The organism is Tolypothrix sp. PCC 7712 (assembly GCF_025860405.1).
Classification (GTDB): Bacteria; Cyanobacteriota; Cyanobacteriia; order Cyanobacteriales; family Nostocaceae; genus Aulosira; species Aulosira diplosiphon.
In genome coordinates, this window is the sequence record NZ_CP063785.1 from 3616655 (window position 1) to 3636641 (window position 19987).

General features: G+C 41.0%; 12 protein-coding genes. 3 read left to right on the plus strand and 9 right to left on the minus strand.

Annotated features, from left to right (window positions below; translation table 11 throughout):
- Window positions 1-6: 6 nt before the first annotated feature.
- The 5 genes from HGR01_RS14980 to HGR01_RS15000 form a co-directional block, all read right to left on the minus strand.
- On the minus strand, window positions 7-480 hold the full coding sequence (locus tag HGR01_RS14980; protein ID WP_045870313.1) for a chemotaxis protein CheW: 474 nt from the start codon (window positions 478-480) through the stop codon (window positions 7-9).
- A gap of 57 nt (window positions 481-537) precedes the next feature.
- On the minus strand, window positions 538-903 hold the full coding sequence (locus tag HGR01_RS14985; protein ID WP_045870312.1) for a response regulator transcription factor: 366 nt from the start codon (window positions 901-903) through the stop codon (window positions 538-540).
- Between the two features lie 506 nt (window positions 904-1409).
- Window positions 1410-2594, minus strand: coding sequence for a response regulator (locus HGR01_RS14990; protein ID WP_045870311.1), 1185 nt, complete (start codon window positions 2592-2594; stop codon window positions 1410-1412).
- Between the two features lie 744 nt (window positions 2595-3338).
- On the minus strand, window positions 3339-4265 hold the full coding sequence (murQ, locus tag HGR01_RS14995; RefSeq protein WP_045870310.1) for an N-acetylmuramic acid 6-phosphate etherase: 927 nt from the start codon (window positions 4263-4265) through the stop codon (window positions 3339-3341).
- Window positions 4266-4400: 135 nt separating this feature from the next.
- On the minus strand, window positions 4401-4814 hold the full coding sequence (locus HGR01_RS15000; RefSeq protein WP_045870309.1) for a DUF3110 domain-containing protein: 414 nt from the start codon (window positions 4812-4814) through the stop codon (window positions 4401-4403).
- A gap of 594 nt (window positions 4815-5408) precedes the next feature.
- On the opposite strand from HGR01_RS15000, the gene HGR01_RS15005 reads away from it, so the two are divergent.
- Window positions 5409-10901 carry a translocation/assembly module TamB gene (locus tag HGR01_RS15005; protein WP_045870308.1) on the plus strand — a complete coding sequence of 1831 codons (5493 nt, stop codon included), beginning with the start codon at window positions 5409-5411 and terminating at the stop codon, window positions 10899-10901.
- Window positions 10902-11093: 192 nt separating this feature from the next.
- On the opposite strand, the gene HGR01_RS15010 is transcribed toward HGR01_RS15005, so the two are convergent.
- Window positions 11094-12929, minus strand: coding sequence for a bifunctional serine/threonine-protein kinase/formylglycine-generating enzyme family protein (locus HGR01_RS15010; RefSeq protein ID WP_194007706.1), 1836 nt, complete (start codon window positions 12927-12929; stop codon window positions 11094-11096).
- Between the two features lie 807 nt (window positions 12930-13736).
- Window positions 13737-14462 carry an ABC transporter permease gene (locus tag HGR01_RS15015; RefSeq protein ID WP_045870307.1) on the minus strand — a complete coding sequence of 242 codons (726 nt, stop codon included), beginning with the start codon at window positions 14460-14462 and terminating at the stop codon, window positions 13737-13739.
- A gap of 706 nt (window positions 14463-15168) precedes the next feature.
- Here HGR01_RS15015 and HGR01_RS15020 point away from each other — a divergent pair.
- Window positions 15169-16251: a glycosyltransferase family 4 protein gene (locus HGR01_RS15020; protein WP_045870306.1), complete on the plus strand. Its 1083-nt coding sequence runs from the start codon at window positions 15169-15171 to the stop codon at window positions 16249-16251.
- Here the strand turns inward: HGR01_RS15020 and HGR01_RS15025 are convergent.
- Complete coding sequence (locus HGR01_RS15025; RefSeq protein ID WP_045870305.1) at window positions 16229-16501, minus strand: hypothetical protein; 273 nt, start codon at window positions 16499-16501, stop codon at window positions 16229-16231. The two genes, HGR01_RS15020 and HGR01_RS15025, sit on opposite strands and share 23 nt — an antisense overlap.
- A gap of 202 nt (window positions 16502-16703) precedes the next feature.
- Here HGR01_RS15025 and HGR01_RS15030 point away from each other — a divergent pair, with 202 nt between their 5' ends.
- Complete coding sequence (locus HGR01_RS15030) at window positions 16704-18806, plus strand: DUF1565 domain-containing protein (RefSeq protein WP_052335183.1); 2103 nt, start codon at window positions 16704-16706, stop codon at window positions 18804-18806.
- 182 nt (window positions 18807-18988) lie between these two features.
- Here the strand turns inward: HGR01_RS15030 and HGR01_RS15035 are convergent, their stop codons facing one another.
- Window positions 18989-19942 carry a 1-aminocyclopropane-1-carboxylate deaminase/D-cysteine desulfhydrase gene (locus tag HGR01_RS15035; RefSeq protein ID WP_045870523.1) on the minus strand — a complete coding sequence of 318 codons (954 nt, stop codon included), beginning with the start codon at window positions 19940-19942 and terminating at the stop codon, window positions 18989-18991.
- Window positions 19943-19987: the final 45 nt, after the last annotated feature.

Consider the following 19987-nt stretch of genomic DNA (forward strand, 5'->3'; position numbering starts at 1 on the left):
CAGATTCTAATTATGATTACCCCATATAGGAGCTTGAATAATTGCTAAAGCATCTAAGGTAAACATCATCTCCTCATTATGGCTAATAAAGTAACCCTGTAAAAAAGGTGACATTAATGGCGAAAACAGTTCCGTAGAATGTGTTTTCATTTCTTGAGTATTTAGCCACTCAATATCCGTCAATTGACGTACTAGTAAACCTAAAGATTTACCCTCGTTTTCTATGACAATTGTCATCATTTTGGCAACTAAATTGGAGCCTTGTAACAGCGAAGAATACCCTAGCATTTCCTCTAAATCGACTAGCCACAGCATTTCGCCACGCCAGTTATAAATCCCCAAAACACAATTGGGCATTTGCGGAACACCGCAGATTTCTGCTAATGATATTTGTAAAACTTCAGTGATGTGTTGTAACTGAATTACGCCTGTATCCTTGGCTCCCAAATTAAAACTTAAAAATTTTTGTTTGGTTTCCAAAATAATTTTTCCTTTTTCTGCTAAAACTTTGACTCTATTTGCTGATTCCGCAATTCTCTATTTAATGATTAATCGCTGTAAAGTCTCTACTAGTTCTTTGCGATCGACGGGTTTGGATAAATAAGCTTCCGCTCCAAGCATATTCCCCCAAACTTTATCCACATCACCATTTTTGGTGGAACAAAAAACTACAGGTATATTACTAGTTTGAGGATTAGTTTTTAGCTCTCGGCAAATTTCATAGCCACTTTTACCAGGCAAAATAACGTCAAGAAATATGACATCAGGCTTATTTGTATCAATTTGGTATTGAGCTTCTTCGCTAGTTTTAGCACTCAATACATAGTATCCTGCTTGTTGCAAGTATGTACTGATGATTTCCATGTCTGTCAAACCATCTTCAACAACTAAAACAGTATTCATATTTATTTCCTATTAAATTTATATTGGGATTCTCAACAATAAAATTGGCTTTTACAAAGCTAATACATTTTTCATACATTAGCCTCAGAAAAAGCACTTAAAAACCAAAATCAGTCGTTAATTTTGAGAAATAATATGTATTTAATTGTTATATTCAAGTAGACTTTGGCAAAAATTGTTACAGTAATGCTTTACGTTTAGATTCAATTTCTACTTGATGTTACAGGCTGTTGTTGAATCGGGACAATATCAGCTGCATCAATCCTTAAAATATTAGTAATTCTTGGATAATCTTGGAAATGAGTTCACCGCGTGATTAAATACTAAAAAATCAGCTTCTTGGTGAATTTTTAGAATGTAGTGCAAATTTAAAAAAGCTGGAAATTATCTTACTTAAACAGTTAGCTAATTTTCGTGGGATAGAAATTTGGGTTTAATAATTTTGTGTGATTATATAAAGTCTCAAGAGCCAGTATGAACAGGAATTACTGAAAGTAATACTTGTATTACAGGCTATTAGCCTGAGGGGTGTTTTTCTGGGTTGAGGAAGCTTGGATAGGTAAATACTTACGTACAATACTCATTACCTTATCACTGGCCACAGGTTTAGTGATAAAATCCGTAGAGCCAACAACTTTAGCACGAACTCTATCTAAAAGACCATCATTACCTGTGAGGATAATTATTGGTGTGTGAGCAAAGGCAGAAATTCGCCGCAACTGAGTGCAGATTTCGTAACCACTGGCAACAGGCATCATTAAATCTAAGAAAATTAAATCTGGCTTATTTTGAATGAGAATTGGTAAAGCTTGCACAGCATCGTGAATTTTGATAAATCTTAGCCCGTGAGAAGTGATAATTTCTTCTAAAAGTTTCCCCACTTGGGGGCTATCATCTACACAGGCTACCAATGGTACATTGGGCTTTTGAGGTGTTGCTGGCGCAGAATTCTTCTGCACAGTCACAACTGATAAGGGTAAGTCAGGTATTTCTATAAGTTCAATAATACCTTTAAGTATATAAGGTAGTAATGAACGAGCAACGGGTAATGGATTCTGCTTCATTTTTACCGCTAAATCTCGCAGTGTATATTTCCCATTAATCAAATTTACAAAATTATTGTAAACAGCTGGACTAACTAATTGCTGGAGTTGTTCTGGCTTACGAATTATCGGTGCTAAATCAGGATATAAATTTGCTAAACCTGCTTCTGACCAAATCTTCCACGAATCATGCATCTGTTTTAAAGAGACATCTGCACTGGTAAAGCTCATGGGCATTTCTACAATCAATTCTTGGCTACGATTGCAAGTTACATCTGAAAAATCAGACTCCTGAGCTAAATCAAAAAATAATTCTGCTATTGTATGTTCTACAATATTATGAAATTGCTCTCTTTGAATTTTTTGTTTTTTATATAAAATTTCTAAAAGCCGATAATCCCAGTATTCAATTGCTACGTCTTGAGAACTTAAACGTATCTTATCTACATCAATTTCCGGGCAGTTTTGCGCCATTTGTCTTCGCCAACGGCGAAATGGATGAATCCCTCCTGATGCCCAAATTATTCGCCCTAGACGATAATAAAAGCTCCATTTGTGATTTTTTGCGCTTTTAAGATTTAACGTGCCATTGTACTGTAATTGTGTACAAGTTTTAAATTCATTCAGCACATTACCTAATATGACCATTTTTTTTGACCAAATATATTTTGGTATTTGACTAAAAAATCAGCCCTGCTCACATTACATTACCCATATATTAGTCAAAATAAACAAGCTTGAATAAATACCAATATATTGGGAAAAATCTCCGGGTTATTGCTATTTATGTTGTAGAAAATAATATAACTACAAAGTCAAAAATGAGCATTATCGACCCAAAGAATAGCAAAAATAGGGCTAATAGATGAGTTATCTGCTAATGAATAACCCGTGATTAGCGCCTCTATTTTTCGCCATAATTAAATAATTATGATCTATGCAGGTATAGAATATGATTCTATGCTTTTTGAAGTTGAATAACGATCAGGATTTCTACTGATTTATATTGATGAGCTAGTTGGTTTTCCTATAAAATTTTGATTAATTTTGTAATTTTTGGTTGAATTGTGTGAATTAGATTGATTATTTGATTTTTTTGGCTAAAATTCGTTGCAATCAGAACTTAATAAGTCTTGATATCATTTATTAAACGAGTAACTTTACTCAGATTCTACTACACCTATAAAAACTCAATAATCAAACGCTAAAAACCGCTAAAAATGCCAATAATAGTTATTAAACATCAAAAAACTTGCGCTTAATGCGATACCCAAGTACTGCCATCAATTCAAAAGTCAAAAAATTGATCGGATGGTACTAGAAGGGTACGGCTATACAAACAAAGTTTGATTCTCTAAGCTGTATTAAGCGCATTTTGATCAACAATTAATATCAGGTTTTGTTGACATTGTGATAACTGGCAATCGCTAACCTCACATTACCTTGATGTTCTGCTAAAAGCCGATCGCCTTCTTCTTTATCTAAACCAGTCCAATGCATCAATAGGGCTAACTTCACCCAATTGCCGCTACGATCTAGTAACACACCCGCATCTTCTCGCCTTAAATCGGTGAGGTCTTGCAAAATTCGCAAAGCGCGATCGCGTAATTTTTGATTAGTAACCGCCACATCCACCATGCGATTGCCGTACACTTTACCCAGCTTTACCATCACCCCAGTAGACAGGATATTTAACGCTAGCTTGGTGACTGTACCAGCTTTCAGGCGAGTAGAACCAGCCAGTACTTCTGGCCCAGTTAACAGGCGAATATCAACGTCGGCATCGAATTTAACTTGCTCTGCAGGTACGCAAGCCATAAAAATCGTGATTGCCCCCCTTTGGCGAGCAGCATTCAGCGCCCCATGCACGTAGGGAGTTGTGCCACCAGCAGTAATCCCTACTACTACATCTAATTGCGTAATTTGCCGTTGAGCGATCGCAGTTTCTCCATCCTCAGATCTGTCTTCTAAATCTTCGGAACTACGTACCAATGCACCAGCACCACCAGCAATAATCCCTTGTACCAGTTCTGGGGGTGTACAAAAAGTTGGTGGACATTCCGCAGCATCTAATACCCCTAATCTGCCGCTTGTCCCCGCACCAATATAAAATAACCGTCCTCCCTGGCGCAGACGTTCGGCAGTATAATCAATTGCCTGTGCTAACTGTTCTTTAGCTGCGGCTACTGCTGCAACTGCCTTTTGGTCTTCGCTGTTAAATAATTCCACCAGTTCTAGAGAACTTATTTGGTCTAAATTTAGACTGTTAGCATTTACTTGCTCGGTCAAAAGATAGCCACGTTCTTGCAAATTTGTCATTTATGATTTGTCCTTTGTCATTTGTCATTTGTCATTGGGTAATGGGTAATTGGTAATGGGTAATTGGTGTTTGTTATTTTTCCCCCTGCTCCCTGCTCCCCTGCTTTTCCCCAGTCCCTAATCCCCAATCCCCAATTACAATAAACCTTCAAGTCTACGACGAATACTGTCTAGTTCAGAATTAGATATATCTGGTGCTGCTTCCTCTGTTTGAGTAGAACGGACAGTTGGCTCATCAGCATCAGGTTTCCAATCGGTTTCTTCTAAATTGATTTCTGGCGGAGTTATGACTGCATTACTGTTTTCGGGGACAAGTTCCCAATCGTAACCAGCGCTTTCACAAAATTCTTTGATTTCTTCAGCATCAATCGTTTCTACGCTTGGTGTAGGAAAATCTTGAGCTTCTAGCATTAAAGCAAAGCGAGTCGCATCGTCTTCTGACTCAAACATCAGAATTTTATTGCGATCGCCTACCTTCACCGTATGAATTCCTTCGTTTTCCGTTCCAGCATTGAAAATCAATACAAAAACGCGCATTGGTGTGATCATCTATCTTTAATAGTTTTCTCGTCTATATCTTAATTAAAGTTCTAGGTTGTGCTTTCGGGAAAGTAGAGAGGCAGAATTTTCATTGATTGGGGATTGGGGAAAAGCAGGGGAGCAGGGAGCAGGGAGCAGGGAGCAGGGGGAAAAACACCAATTACCAATTACCCAATGACAAATGACTAGAACTATTTCTTTAGATAGAGAATATTTCTGGAACCCCACCAAGGTATTGTCGTCTAGGAATTATGTGTTTTCATCAGTTACCGACTTTACTGAATGACAATGGTATCCAAATTAGGGTAGAAGGGCGTTGCTGTTTTGCCTATCTCAACCAGTCAAGCTTGCCATTGATATTTGCATACTTAAACTACGCGCTGAGAAACACTGCCAGTATAGAAATTTTAGACTACAAAGTTTGCGTAGTTTACTTGATTACGGTATTCCTGACAATGCCAATATTATGGAATAGAACGATTTCCTCAATTGCAGCATCAGTCCTGAGGTTGAGTTGACGTATTCTAAGAATGGCAGAGCAATCTAGTACTAGTTAATGCCAGTAGTAAGCCAGCTACATTCGCCTAAAAAGAGTGACAGCAAATGACTAAGCTTCCTAAACAAGTTAATCACTCCCCTTCCCCAAATCGTAAGCGTTTTTGGTTGCTGGTGTTGAGTCGCGGTGGTATTGCGTTGGGGGGAGTTTTACTTTTGTCAGTGTTAGGCGGAATGTGGCGGTTATGGAATTTTGTGCAAAAAGAGTTAACGCCCCTAGCCGAAAAAAATCTAACTACTACACTCAACCGTCCAGTACAACTAGGCAAAGTTACAGACTTCTCTTTAATGGGAGTGCGGTTTGGTGCTTCAGCGATTCCAGCCACCGCCACAGACCCAGATAAGGTGACAGTTGATGCGGTAGAGGTGGGTTTTGATCCATTGCAGTTAATTGTGAACCGCACCCTCAAGCTAAATGTTACCTTAGTCAACCCAGATGTTTATATTGAAAAAGATGAGCAAGGGCGCTGGTTGACTACTAGCATTGCTTTGGGGCCTAAAGGCGGGCCAATTAAAACCGATTTAGAGAATATTCGCTTACGCAATGGCAAGCTGGTTTTAGTAAACTTGCTCTCAGCTACACCAACACAAGCGTCAGCAAATATCTCTCAACAACTACAAACTATTCCCCAAGTTGCGAAAGTTCCAGTAGCATTTTCTCAACTCAATGGCACTGGTCAACTTTTAAATGAAAACCAGCTGTTACGTTTTGATATAGCGGCACAAGCAGACAGCGGTGGTAATATCGCAATTCAGGGTGAAACAGGGCTGAAGACCCAAGCGGCTAAGTTACAGCTACGAGGACAAGATTTACTAGCTGCAGATATTACCAGGATTATCCAGTTACCATTAACTTTACAAGCCGGTCGAGTCAATGGGGATTTGCAAATTCAACTGCAGCCACAGCAACAGACTTTGTTGTATGGTAGTGCGGCTTTGCAAGGGGTAGCGATTCAAATACCCCGGTTACCGCAACTTTTGAATAATACCGACGGTAATCTCAGTTTTCAAGGATTAGGAATTAAGTTAGAGAAAGTAGCTACTAATTACGGCAAAATTCCCCTGATAGCTGCAGGAATCATTGATCGAGAAACTGGCTATAAAGTAGTTGGGCAAGTCAATCAGGTAAATGTGAATAATGCCTTAGAAACTCTCAAGGTAAATCTACCGATACCAGTAATCGGAGAAGTGAAGGCAGATGTACAACTGGGAGGAGCCATCAATAAACCGATTCTCTCAGGCACAGTCGCCACAATTAAGCCTGCCCAAATTGATAAAGTAGATTTTAAAAATGTTACTAGTAAATTTGAGTTTTCTACGAGTAATTCCTTAATTAGTTTTAGAGATATTCAAGGTACAGCCACCGTTGGGGGTAAGGTTACGGGTGGCGGGACAGTCAAACTGGGGAAAACACCACAACTAGATTTTGATTTTACTGCTAACAATGTTCCAGGGGATGCGATCGCCCAAGTTTACAATACAGCCCCATCTTTTCAAATCGGTACTGTCTCTGGCACAGGTAAGCTCTATGGTATTCCTGGTGACGTTAATACTGTAGTGCAATGGCAAGCGCCACAGGCAACTTACCCGGCCACTGGTACAGTTACAGTTGCCCCAGACAGAACTGTAGCTTTTAGCAATGTGGCTTTAAATGTCGCTGGTGGTAAGGTATTAGGTTCTGGTACTTATGCCAATCAACGTTGGCAAGCTGTGGCTGACGCTAAGGGTGTGCAGTTAGAACCCTTTGTAGACAAGACTAAACTGCAAAATGTCTCGTTGACGGGGGCAGAATTTTACGGTCGGCTGCGGCTGTCTGGGACAACAGCACCATTTACAATTGCTACTATCCGCCCTGAAGGTGCAGGGGTACAAATTGGTGGCGGAACTGTAGCAATTTCTCAACTGCAATTGCAAGACCAAAACTTTGCAGCTGAATTAGTCGCCAATAATGTCCGGTTGGGACGGGTATTAAAAAATATTCCCTCAGCTTTAGCTGGGCCATTAGCTGGTACATTCCAAATTGCAGGTAGCAGAGATAATTTCAGCCTCCAAACTCTGCGTGGTACTGGTGAGGGTAATTTGTTAGTGGCTGATGGTACAGTCACAGCGAAAAATATTCAACTTAATAACGGTGTGTATCAGGCACAACTACGGGCAAGTAATTTATTAGTGCCGCAATTAGCACCGACATTTAAGCAATTTGGCGGTAGATTAACGGGAGATTTCCAAGTTGCTGGTACGGTTGATTCATTTAAACCAGAAGCGATTCAAGCTACTGGTGAAGCAAAGGTGAATGTAGCCGATGGTACAGTTACCGCTAAAAATATCCAACTCAACAACGGTCGCTATCAAGCTGTAGTTGCCGCTTCTGGTGTGGAATTAAAGCAGTTAAATCAGCAATTACGCGGTCAATTTGGCGGTCAATTGCAAGTATCCGGTACAGTACAATCGCCAAAATTAGCTGATGTGCGGGCTGCTGGTCAGGTGCAATTTTCTCAAGGAATTGCAGCAATTCAGCAACCAATCGATGCTGCGATCGCTTGGGATGGTGAAAGGTTAAATATAGAACGCGCTACTGGGCCGAATCTCAATGCTAGCGGTTACATATTAGCCAATGCCCAAGGTGCTGGCGTACCAGAAATTACGGACTTAAAACTCAATGTACAAGCTTTAGATTACAGCTTGCAACAGTTGCCCTTGAAGCTACCCAATGGCATTAATTTGGTAGGAAAAGCCGATTTTGCTGGACAGGTGAGCGGTACGCTACCTGTACCGAACCTGCAAGGACAACTGCGGTTACGAAATTTGGCAGTGAAAAACTTTGCCTTTGAGCCTGTCCTCAGTGGAAATATTCAGACTATTCAAGGTAAAGGTACTAGTTTAGACGTAGCTGGTCAGAGCGATCGCATTACCGTTAACCTCGATGGCAAAAATCGCCCCCAATCCTTCCTAGTCAATTGGCGACAAGCATCAGCCAGCGGTCAAGCCCAAGGGGATAGTTTGGCGATGAGTTTAAATAACTTCCCCTTACAGGTATTAAATTTATCTTTACCGGAGAACACTCGCCTAGGCAAAAGTCCCTTAGCTGGGGCTTTAACCGGGAATTTACAGATTAATCAACAAACATTAGCCACAGCCGGAAATATTGCGATCGCAAATCCAGCCGTTGGACGCATTAAGGGCGACAGTTTAACGGCACAATTCCGCTATGGGAACGGTACCGCAAATATTACAGATAGCGCCTTTGTTAAGGGTAAAAGTCGCTACGCCTTTACAGGTAATGTCAGTAATTCTGGGAAAACTCCCCAAATTCAAGGGAAACTCAACGTCAGCGAAGGTAATGTTCAAGATGTCCTGACAGCGCTTCAGGTATTTGAACTGCAAGATATTCGCAGTGGGATGACATCGCCAAACTATGGTAAAGCTGCGGATTTAGTGACTGTCCCTCAAGGATTGCCCAATCAGCCATTATCAACCCAAATCGAGCGTTTTTACCAAGTTGAGGCACTACTAGCAGCGCAAGAACAACAGCGCTTAGAAACAAATCCTATCCCAGATTTAGCTAACTTGCACGGCACTTTCGGTGGTGAAATTGCCTTAAATACTGCTACAGATAAGGGTTTAGCGGTGGAGTTTAATTTAAATGGGCAAAATTGGACTTGGGGTAAAGAAGAAGAAAAGAACCAAGTAGGACGGTTTTATCGGGCGGAACAAGTGATTGCGAATGGTAGATTTAGCGATGGCGTTCTGACGCTGCTACCTTTACGCATCACCTCTAATGAAAGACTGATTGCCTTTAACGGTAATATTGGCGGTAACGATCAATCGGGGAATTTGCAGGTGAGAAATTTCCCCATCCAGGTACTCAGTAATTTTGTCAAGTTACCCGTTGGGGTTGGCGGTAATCTTAGCACCTCCGTCGCTTTAGCAGGTAGCGTTAGCAATCCCAAAGCTAGGGGAGAAATTACCATTACTGACGGTACAATCAATCAGAAAAAAGTAGAATCTGCGATCGCTAGTTTTAGTTATGACAATAGTCGCTTAAATTTTGGCAGTAATATCCTAGTTACTGGTTCAGAACCTGTGAAAATTAACGGTAATATACCTTATAAATTGCCTTTCGCTTCAGTAGAACCTGATAACAATGAAATCAGCTTGGATGTCAAAGTCAAAAATGAGGGACTTGCACTATTAAATCTATTAAATAACCAGATTGTATTTGAAAAGGGTGAAGGAGAGGTAGATTTAACAGTTAACGGTACCAGACAACAACCAGAAATGACAGGTATTGCTAGCGTGAATAATGCCACTTTTTCTGCCCAAGCTTTACCTGGAAAGCTGAGAGATGTGACAGGCAAAATCACATTTGATTTTGACCGCATTATTGTAGAAGGTCTGCAAGGTAGATTTAGCAGAGGTAAGGTAGAAGCCGCCGGAGAAATTCCCATATTTAACAATCAAGAACAAGTAATTACCACGCCTCTTGCTGTTAATTTGGATCAACTGACTTTAAGGTTGAAAGGATTATACCAAGGCGGTGCTAGTGGTAATTTACAAATTACTGGTTCTGTCCTTAACCCAGAAATTGGCGGCAAAGTAGAGTTATCTGACGGGCAAGTCTTGCTAGCAGAATCTGCTAACACGGCTAACTCCAAAAATCAGGAACCGACACTGACTAAAGCTGATAAACCAGACCCGAATAATACCAAAAATACAACAGCCAGGTTAAATAATCTCGAACTAGTATTAGGTAAAAATGTTCTGATTACCCGTCCCCCAATTATCAACTTCCAAGCAACAGGAAATCTGGCAGTTAATGGTTCTTTAAATCAGCCTATACCTGATGGAACTATTAAATTAACAGGGGGAGGAGTGAATTTATTTACTACTCAATTTAACTTAGCTCGTGGTTATGAACACACTGCAACTTTTAAAAAGGAACAACCCCGCGATCCCAATTTAGATATTCGCCTTTTTGCCAAAGTACTTGATGGTAATCAAACTACTGATATTAGCCGACTCAATACCGGAGGATTATCAACCTTAGAAACTATCAGAGTTGAAGCTAATATTAAAGGACTTGCTAGCAAACTTGACGAAAATCTCCAACTCACAAGTACACCATCTCGCGGCGAAACAGAACTTGTGGCGCTGTTAGGTGGTGGATTTATTGACACTCAAGGACGTGGCGACAGTACTTTAGGTCTAATTAATATTGCAGGTTCTGCTGTATTTAATAACTTTCAAGGAGCATTTAACCAGATTGGTAATGCTTTTGGTTTAAGTGAACTACGCCTATTTCCTACCGTCCTTTCTCAAAATCCGGAAGCTGGTAGGAGCAATTCAACTTTAGAATTGGCCCTAGAAGCTGGTGTAGATATTTCTTCTAAGTTTTCCCTTTCTAGTATCAAAATCCTCACAGCCAATGACCCACTGCAATGGGGTATAAATTACCGTATTAATGATGAAATTCGTTTGCGTGCTTCCACCAATTTATTTGATGATAGCCGTGCAGTCGTTGAGTACGATCGCCGATTTTAGACTAAGTCATTCAATGGTAAATTTTGGATTAACCTCTCCTGGTAAAGAAGAGGCTTAAATATTGAATTTTTTTATTTTATTCTCCATAAACCCAGAGGCTGGAAACCGCTTTTTAGATTCTAGATTTAGATTTAATACCATTCGCCTTTTAAGAGCATAAATCCTTGTTACAAAAGTGGTCTACTACCTTCGTTAATCAGCAGAAAAAACTACACGAAAGCCGCAACTCCTTAAGCCACCATCTGACTCATCCCAACTACGGCTAGCGCTGCGACAAAGTTCTGCACCAAAACTCCAGGAACCACCGCGCAATACCCGGCGATGCTGATCGCCGCCATCTTCCCAAACACTTGCATCTGAGGGTGCGCCTTGATAATTGTTGTGCCAGGGATCGGCACACCATTCCCAAACTAAACCGTGCATATCATATAATCCAAAGGCGTTGGCGACTTCAAAGCTACCAACATTTGTGCTTTCTTTACGGTATCTCGTATCGCCACTACTACAGCTGACAAACTCAGGCGTGACAGTTTCGCCAAAGTGATAGGATGTCTTAGTTCCAGCACGACAAGCATATTCCCATTCGGCTTCGCTGGGTAAACGATAATCACGTCCGGTTTTTTCGGCTAGCCTAAGAGAAAATTCTACGGCTTCATACCAGGTGACATTTTCTACTGGTAGATTTGGGCCTTTGTTTTTTGATGGGTTGGGATTTAAAGGTTGGTTGACTTTTGGTAAAGCGGCGACTGCTTTCCATTGTGCTTGAGTTACAGGATATTTCCCCATAAAAAAGGGTGCTACTGTAACTAGGCGTTGAGGACGTTCATCTGCATCGCCTTCAAAATCTGGCGAACCCATCATAAATGTACCACCAGGAATTGAGACCATTTCTAGTGCGATCGCTTTACTCAATTCTTCAGTAAAGTATTCACTGTGGAAGCGATCGCGGTTGACTTCTCTACCTGCAGTATCTACTGTGATTACATCAAATTCAAAACTTTGTAAAGGTGGGAGTGGCACTACAACTTTTTGTGATTTGGTAATTGATGCAAAAGGTAAGAACAACTTTTGAGAAATGGCAATAATTTCTGCTTCTAAGTCAGATGTAGTTGTAGACTTCAAATCGTGAATAACTTCTGCAGCTGTTTGATATCTATCCTTGGGTAAATGTTGCAGCAATTTATCCAAAATTTTGCTTAAACTATCGCTGATGGTAATACCATTTTTTTGCAGCTTTTGTGCCCATAACCACTGAGCATTCATGGCATCATAAAGGTTATCTTGAACTTGTCCATCATCAGTTTGTAAGGGCAAACATTGAGTTAAAAGCCGCACACAAGTTACGCCCAAAGCATATAAATCGCTAGCATGACAAGCAAATCCAGCCATTTGTTCGGCGGGAGCATAACCAAGTGTATAAATTACTGTCGCTTGTCTGGCTAAACTAGTTTGTGTTACCTGTTTTGCGCCACCAAAATCAATTAATACTGGTTTGCCATCACTATAACGGCGAATAATATTTTCTGGTTTAATATCACGATGAATAACATTATGGGCGTGAACAAAGTCCAGCACTGGTAATATATCAGTTAAAAGTTGCCGAATTTTACTTTCGCTAAAAGGTTCTTGTTGGACTTCTTCTAACAGAGTTCTGCCTTGAATAAATTCTTGTACGAGATATAAGCTAGAGCCTTGTTCAAAGTAAGCTAGCAATCTCGGAATTTGTGTATGATTTTCACCTAATTCATAGAGGCGGAATGCTTCTTCTTTAAAAAATTCCGCCGCTTTTAAGCGTTGTCCCGTGCCTTGAACTTGCGGGAAAAATTGTTTAATTACGCATGGTGCATCTAGTCTATCTGCATCCTCTGCGGCGTAAGTTCTACTGAAACCACCTTCACCTAATAGACGTAGTACACGATAGCGGTTTCTCAGGATTTGACCAAAATTACTTTGTCCGCAGCTCAAACAAAATCTATTGCCGTAGGCATTGAACGGATTTGAGCAATTGGGATTTTGGCAGATTTGCATAATGTAGGGTAGGTAGCATCTTGTCCAAAGTTAGCCCCAATATTATCGAAAGCGAAACAGATTTTTAGACAAATAAATAATACCTAAAAAGATAGCCATTATATTTATTTGTGAGTCTCTGTTTGTAACTTTTTAAATATGAGTATAAGTAAGAGCAATTATTTATTATTACCGAAAGAATAATAATCTAATTTTCTTAAATATGTCAAGAGCAGCTTAATAGTATGGAAAAATACCTGACAATTATATTGAGTTGTTCTTAACTCTATCTCTCTTATGGTTGCCATGATTGGCATGATTAGCAGTTCGTTTATTAATATCAAATGCCGCATTTATCCGGATGAGTATAAGATATTGCACTATGAACTTAATTCCTCATGCAGGATGTTCGCTTTGAACAAAAAGGATTCTGATAAATTCTAGAAAATGTAGGGGGTGGACAGTACAGACTCTACAGGAGTTTATGCTTTGAATTGAGCTTTATTGTATTATTAATAACTAATTACGAAAGTAACATCATACTTGCTTGCCGCCCAGACACACAGCGCCACCCTTACATAGTTCGGAAGCTGCAGCTTTAATGGCAGCTACTCCTCAATGGTGTTAGGCGGTAGGGTAATACCTGTCGGTTAAGGGGAAAAAGAGGAAGGGGAAAAGGGAAAGAAAAAACCTTTAACCCTTAACCTTTAACCTTTTCCCCAAAACCAATTTTGAGTTCAAAATGCTTAACCTAGTAGTATTGGGAGGCAGAGGAAGCAGGGAAGAAATTTCCATTACCAATTACCAATTACCAATTACCAATTAATATTAATTTTCCTCACCATAAGAGCGAATTAATTCCGCTATAAAAGCAACAAGTGCTGAGACTACAATTAAAATCACGCTGAGAGCATTAATATCAGGTTTTACCCCAGTTCTAATGCGACTAAAAATTTCCATTGGTAAAGTATTAGAACCACTACCAGCTGTAAAACTAGCAATCAGAAAATCATCCAAACTGAGGACGAAAGCCAACAGACAGCCGGCGATGATTCCCGGCATTAACTGTGGTAATAATACTTGCATAAAAGCTTGAAATGGTGTTGCACCCAAATCTAAAGCTGCTTCTTCTAAATGGGGATTTAAATGCGTTAATCGCGAAGACACCACCAACCCCACATAAGCTAGACAAAAAACCACGTGAGCCGCGATAATTGTCCACAAACTCAAGGGAACAGCAAACGCTGCTAAAAACACTAGAGTAGCCACTGCGATCGCAATATCAGGAATAATCAACGGTAAATAAGCTATACCGCGATAGACATTCTGCAGGGGAAACCGATAACGCGCTAAACCTACCGCCATCAAAGTTCCCAAAACGGCGGAAATCGCCACTGCACAGAAAGCAACTATCAAACTGTTCTGCAAAGCCGAAACAATCCGTTCATCACTGAATAGCTGGCGATACCAATCAATGGTAAATCCTTGCCAAGTAGCACTATAAGGCGACCTATTAAAACTATAGAATGCTAGTACCAGTATAGGTAGGTACATAAAAATAAACATAATTACTGATAAAACCGCCTGCCATGAGACACGCGGTTTTTTTGATGAGGGAGAAATATTCACGTTAAGCTAGTTTTTTGGATAATTTAGTAGCCGATAATTATATATTGTGTAACTTTGATAGTCAATATAATGAATCATGCCCTAGTTTGATGACATCTGAAGTTATAAAGAGTGATACATACAATCCATTTAAATATTCGATTTATTTACCTTGAAAAAGCTAACAAGGGCAAAGAGTTGAAAATCTTGTACAGGAATCATTTTCTGAGGCTTAATTAATCTATTTAAGCAATATTTTCTAGGAAAAACCAATATAAAGATTGGGATGCAATATGCTCCGGTGAAGTGGTTAATAATAAAGATAAAAGGCGGAGATTCACCCTTGCCCCATTTTCCCTTTACCTTTTCCTACACCACAAAAGTTATAAAAACCGTTATTCTCAACACTATTCGCTATGGATATAGCATATTTCAAAAGCATGATTTTTACCACTTCAGGATAAGATAATTTCCCTACTTAGGTAGACGAAAAGCGATAAATTCACTTCTAAGATTCTAAAGTAGTTAATCATTTGCTTGGCTTGAAAGCAGAGATTCTATAAGAGTTTGCAATGCTTGGTAGCACTCTTTAAACCCAAAGGATACAAAGCTAAAATCTCTCAGCCAAGACTAATTTTTTAGGAGGTTTGTGATGCGAATTGCTCAGATAGCCCCGCTATGGGAGAGAGTACCACCTCCAGCTTATGGGGGTATTGAGTTGGTAGTGGGGTTGCTGACTGATGAACTGGTGCGACGCGGACATGAAGTTACGCTATTTGCCTCCGGAGATTCTATCAGTTTGGCAAAACTAGTGTCAGTTCACCCCCGTGCCTTGAGACTTGACCCTGATGTGAAAGAATATGGCATCTATGAGATGTTGCAATTGGGTACAGTTTATGAAATGGCAGAAGAGTTTGATATCATTCATTCCCACATGGGTTGTGCCGCATTGCCCTACGCAAATCTTGTAAAGACCCCCACAGTTCACACCTTGCATGGTGTCTTTACCTGCGACAATGAAAAAATGTTCCAATATGCCAAAAAGCAACCTTATATCAGTATTTCTAATTCTCAAAGGGAACAGAGATTAGGGTTGAATTATGTCGCCACAGCCTACAACGGCATTGATGTTAGCAGTTATCAATTCCATCCCCAACCAAGCGATCCCCCTTATTTAGCATTTTTAGGACGCATATCTCCAGAGAAAGGTACCCATATTGCGATCGCAGTTGCTAAACAAGCAGGTTGGCATTTAAAAATCGCCGGGAAAGTAGATGTCGTTGATGTGGAATATTACGAAAAAGAAATTAAACCCCTCATTGACGGCAAACAAATTGAGTATTTAGGTGAAGCTAACCACGAGCAAAAAAATGCTCTCATGGGAGGTGCAGTAGCCACTTTATTCCCCATTACCTGGCGGGAACCATTTGGATTAGTCATGGTAGAATCTATGGCAGCTGGTACACCAGTGATTGCCATGAAACTAGGGTCTACAGTTGAAGTCATTGACCACGGCAAAACTGGCTTCCTATGCGAAAATACCGAAGAATTCGTCAAAGCCATTAATAAAGTCGCAGACTTAGACCGTTACGCCTGCCGTCAGCACGTAGAAAACCGCTTTAGCCTCCAAAAAATGACTGATAGTTATGAAGAAGTTTATCGGCAAATTCTGCAAAAGCGATTTGCTCAGAACGGTCATTTACGTAGCACAGTTAGTTTAGGCAGCAGCCGCTAGGTGAATCATTAAGGTTCACCTTTTTTAGGTAATTTTGATAAAAATCTGCGAAAAATCCTGATTCATTAACTCTAATCACCCATAAACACCGATGGACACCGTTCCGTCGGTGTTTATTTTTTTGGTATTGGTATTTCCCCATGCCCAATGCCCAATGCCCCATTCCCAATACCCAATTGTTGAATATACTGATATCTAACAGTCTTTCATCAAAAATTAGCGTTGCGATCGCATCAGCAATATCTGCCATATAGGCACTCTTTTTAGGATCTTTGATGATTTACTAGGGTTTATGAATACTTTATATGCCTGTTGGGAAAAACCAGTCTTTTAACTGATTTACTGTGTATTCCCAATAGGCAATTGGTCAATATGTTGAGTAACATTATCGGCATACCAGCAAATCACAGTATAAAAATTTCTTCTCAACTCACAGGAGTGCGCTAAAGTTAATGTCTTCTATATTATTTTCTAAATATCGTAAGTCACATATTCTACCAGCAGCACAGGTTGCAAAGGTTGATCGACCATCTTCTTTAGTAGAACTGGGACTGTTGAAAGTTTTTCGTTCATCTATATTATGTTTTAGCGTTGGGATCGGAGTAGCTTGTATCACTTTTTTAGGAACAAGCCTGAGCAGTGTGATTGCTCAAGTCCCACCTGTGGCTGATACAGCAACTTCGCAGGCGAATGTACTCTATGTCAATCCTAGTAGTGGAAATGACCAAGAGGGCAATGGTACTGAAAGCGCTCCTTGGAAAACCATTACCCAAGCATTGCAAAAAGCTTCTGCTAATACCGTGATTATGCTCTCTGCAGGTACTTACAGTGCAGAAACAGGAGAAGCATTTCCCTTGATTTTACGTCCAGGTATTTCCATTCAAGGGGATACGAACAATCAAGGTAGAGGCGTAATTATTCAGGGAGGTGGTGAATACCTCAGCAAGAGTTTAGGCAGTCAAAATATCAGTATAATTGCGAGTAGCCAAGTAAATTTAAGTGGCGTAACAATAACAAACCCCAACCGTCGTGGTTATGGATTGTGGATTGAATCTAGTAACCCTGTAGTTTCACAAAATACATTTACAGGTAATACCCAAGATGGGGTATTTGTGACTGGCAATGCTGCACCAACTATTAGCCAGAATAACTTTGAGGGTAATGGTGCCAATGGGATCACCATTGCAGGTAGTTCCCAAGCTCAAGTTAAGGAAAATACTTTTCAACAAACAGGCTTTGGGATTAATATCGCCCAAAACGCCGCGCCGACAATTGTAAATAATCAAATTCAAAATAATAGAGCCGGAATCATCATCCAAGCTAACGCCCACCCCATTTTGCGGAATAACATTATTGAGGGCAATAAAGAGGATGGTATAGTGGCGATCGCCCAAGCAATGCCAGATTTAGGCACTGATGCCGAAGCTGGTGGCAATCAATTCCGCAACAATGCTCGCTACGACATTAACGCCAGTGCTGCAAAACAAGTAATAGCTGCTTTTGGTAATACTCTTACCAACAGTCGCGTTGCAGGTAAGGTAGATTTACAAGCTCCCAGAACATTAGTAGCTCGAAATGTGCCAACTGCTGAAGGCGGGCCGGAAATTGCACCTACCAATGGCGAAATCACCTTCTCTGCTCCTGGTGCGGCAGATACTCCCAACGAGGTAACCGTACCAACTGCTCCCAACAGCAATTCTGCCAATAACATGAGGGTTGGTAAATTGAATCCTCAACTATTGCCCCTGTTACCAGCTAATACATCTCGCCTGCTTCCCAAGCCGAATCCACAACCAGCAACAACAGCAACAACTCCCTCACCTGTTCCCGGCTTTCCTGTTCCTAGCAGCTTGGCAGGTACAGCCGCTACCCAAAGGGCAAGTGTACCCCCTGCACCAGCAACTTCTGCTGATACACCACAGTTAAATTACGTGCAGATTAATCCCAGTGCGATCGAGTTTACAGCACCCCAATCCCCATTCGATCCCCAAGCACAGCCAGCCACACCCAGAAATACCAGAGCCAAAAAGCCCCCAGCACCATCAAATCTTTTGCCTGTACCTAATTCCAATATTCCCATAGGCAATACGCGCAATATGCGGAGAGTGCCAGTACCACAAGGTAATCCAGCCGTAAACTATAACAATAACTCGCCTAATACTGTGGCTCCAATGGGTAATCCATTGCCCAATCCTGTGGCTCCCATGAATACCCCATTGCCTAACGCTGTTCCGCAAATGGATAACAGTCCACTACCAAATACTGTTGCTCCCACAAATAACAGCCCATTACCTGCGGGTATCAGTCCCATGAGTAACACCCCATTACCGAATAATGGTATCCCAATGGGCGCACGTTACCGCGTACTAGTGGAAGTAGCAACTCAAAAGGACATGGAATTCGTACAGTCCCTTGTTCCGACTGCCTTTTTCACAGTCTCCCAAGGACGCAACCTCATGCAAGCTGGAGTATTTAGCAATCGCTATAACGCCGACACCATGCTAAAAACACTCAATAGCAATGGGTTGAGGGCAGTTATTGAAGTGTTAAATTGATGGGCATGGGGTAATTGGTAATCGGTAATTGGTAATTGGTAATTGGTAAAAGTAATTTCTCCTTGTCCCCAGTCCCCAGTCCCCATTACCCCTTATCCCCAGAGGGGGCCCCGAGTTCCCCAATCCCCAGTACCCAGTCCCCAGTCCCCAGTACCCAGTCCCCAGTCCCCAATACCCAATCCCTATTCCCTCCCCAAATTACCTTGCAACCCACCAGTGTGGATTAACAATAAACGCCTACCTGGGGGGAAAAATCCTTGCTTGAGTAAATCCATTACGCCATAAAACATTTTGGCGGTGTAGACATAATCAAGGGGTATGCTGTGTTCTTGGGTGAACTGCTGGGCAAATAGTAATAGTTCATCGTTCACCTTGGCATAGCCACCCATGTGGTAATTACATATTAGTTCCCAGGATGCGATCGCGTTTTTGGTTTCAGGTAAACCAGAGGCGCGATAATTTTTGAGGAAACTATCTATTTCCTCAGCCAGAAATTCCCCATTTTTCAGCACAGGAAACCCAATAACACGCTGTCCTGGTTGCAGTGACAGTACAATTCCTGCCAAAGTACTGCCCGTACCACAAGCCACGCATACAGTATCAAATTGTCGCTTCCAAGATTCCCCTTGTCCCCTTGTCCCCTTCTTTCCGTCATCCCCCGATAATATTTCCATACACCCCCGCACACCGTTCAAATTCCCGCCACCTTCGGGAATAATGAACACTTCACCAAAGCGTTCTTTTAATTCTGCTTGCAGTTCTGCTGTATATCGCTGTCGGTATTTCTGACGGTCAATGTAGAGAATTTGCATACCTTGCTGAACCGCAAAACTCAGTGTAGGGTTCAAGGGTAAATGCTCTTCCCCCCGAATCACACCAATAGTGCGAAACCCAAAAAGATTTCCCGCCGCCGCAGTAGCATAGATGTGATTAGAATAAGCTCCACCAAAGGTCAGCAACGTCGTAAAATTTTTCTGTCTAGCCTCCAACAGGTTGTACTTCAACTTAAACCACTTATTACCATTCACCGATGGATGCATAACATCGAGGCGTAGCACAGACAAATCAACACCAGCTTGTCGAGCAATTGCACTGTCAATCGTTTGTATGGTAGGAGGTTGTGCGAATGAAAAGATTTCTTCCACGATGAATGAAGGGGATGAGGTAGACAAATATAAAAC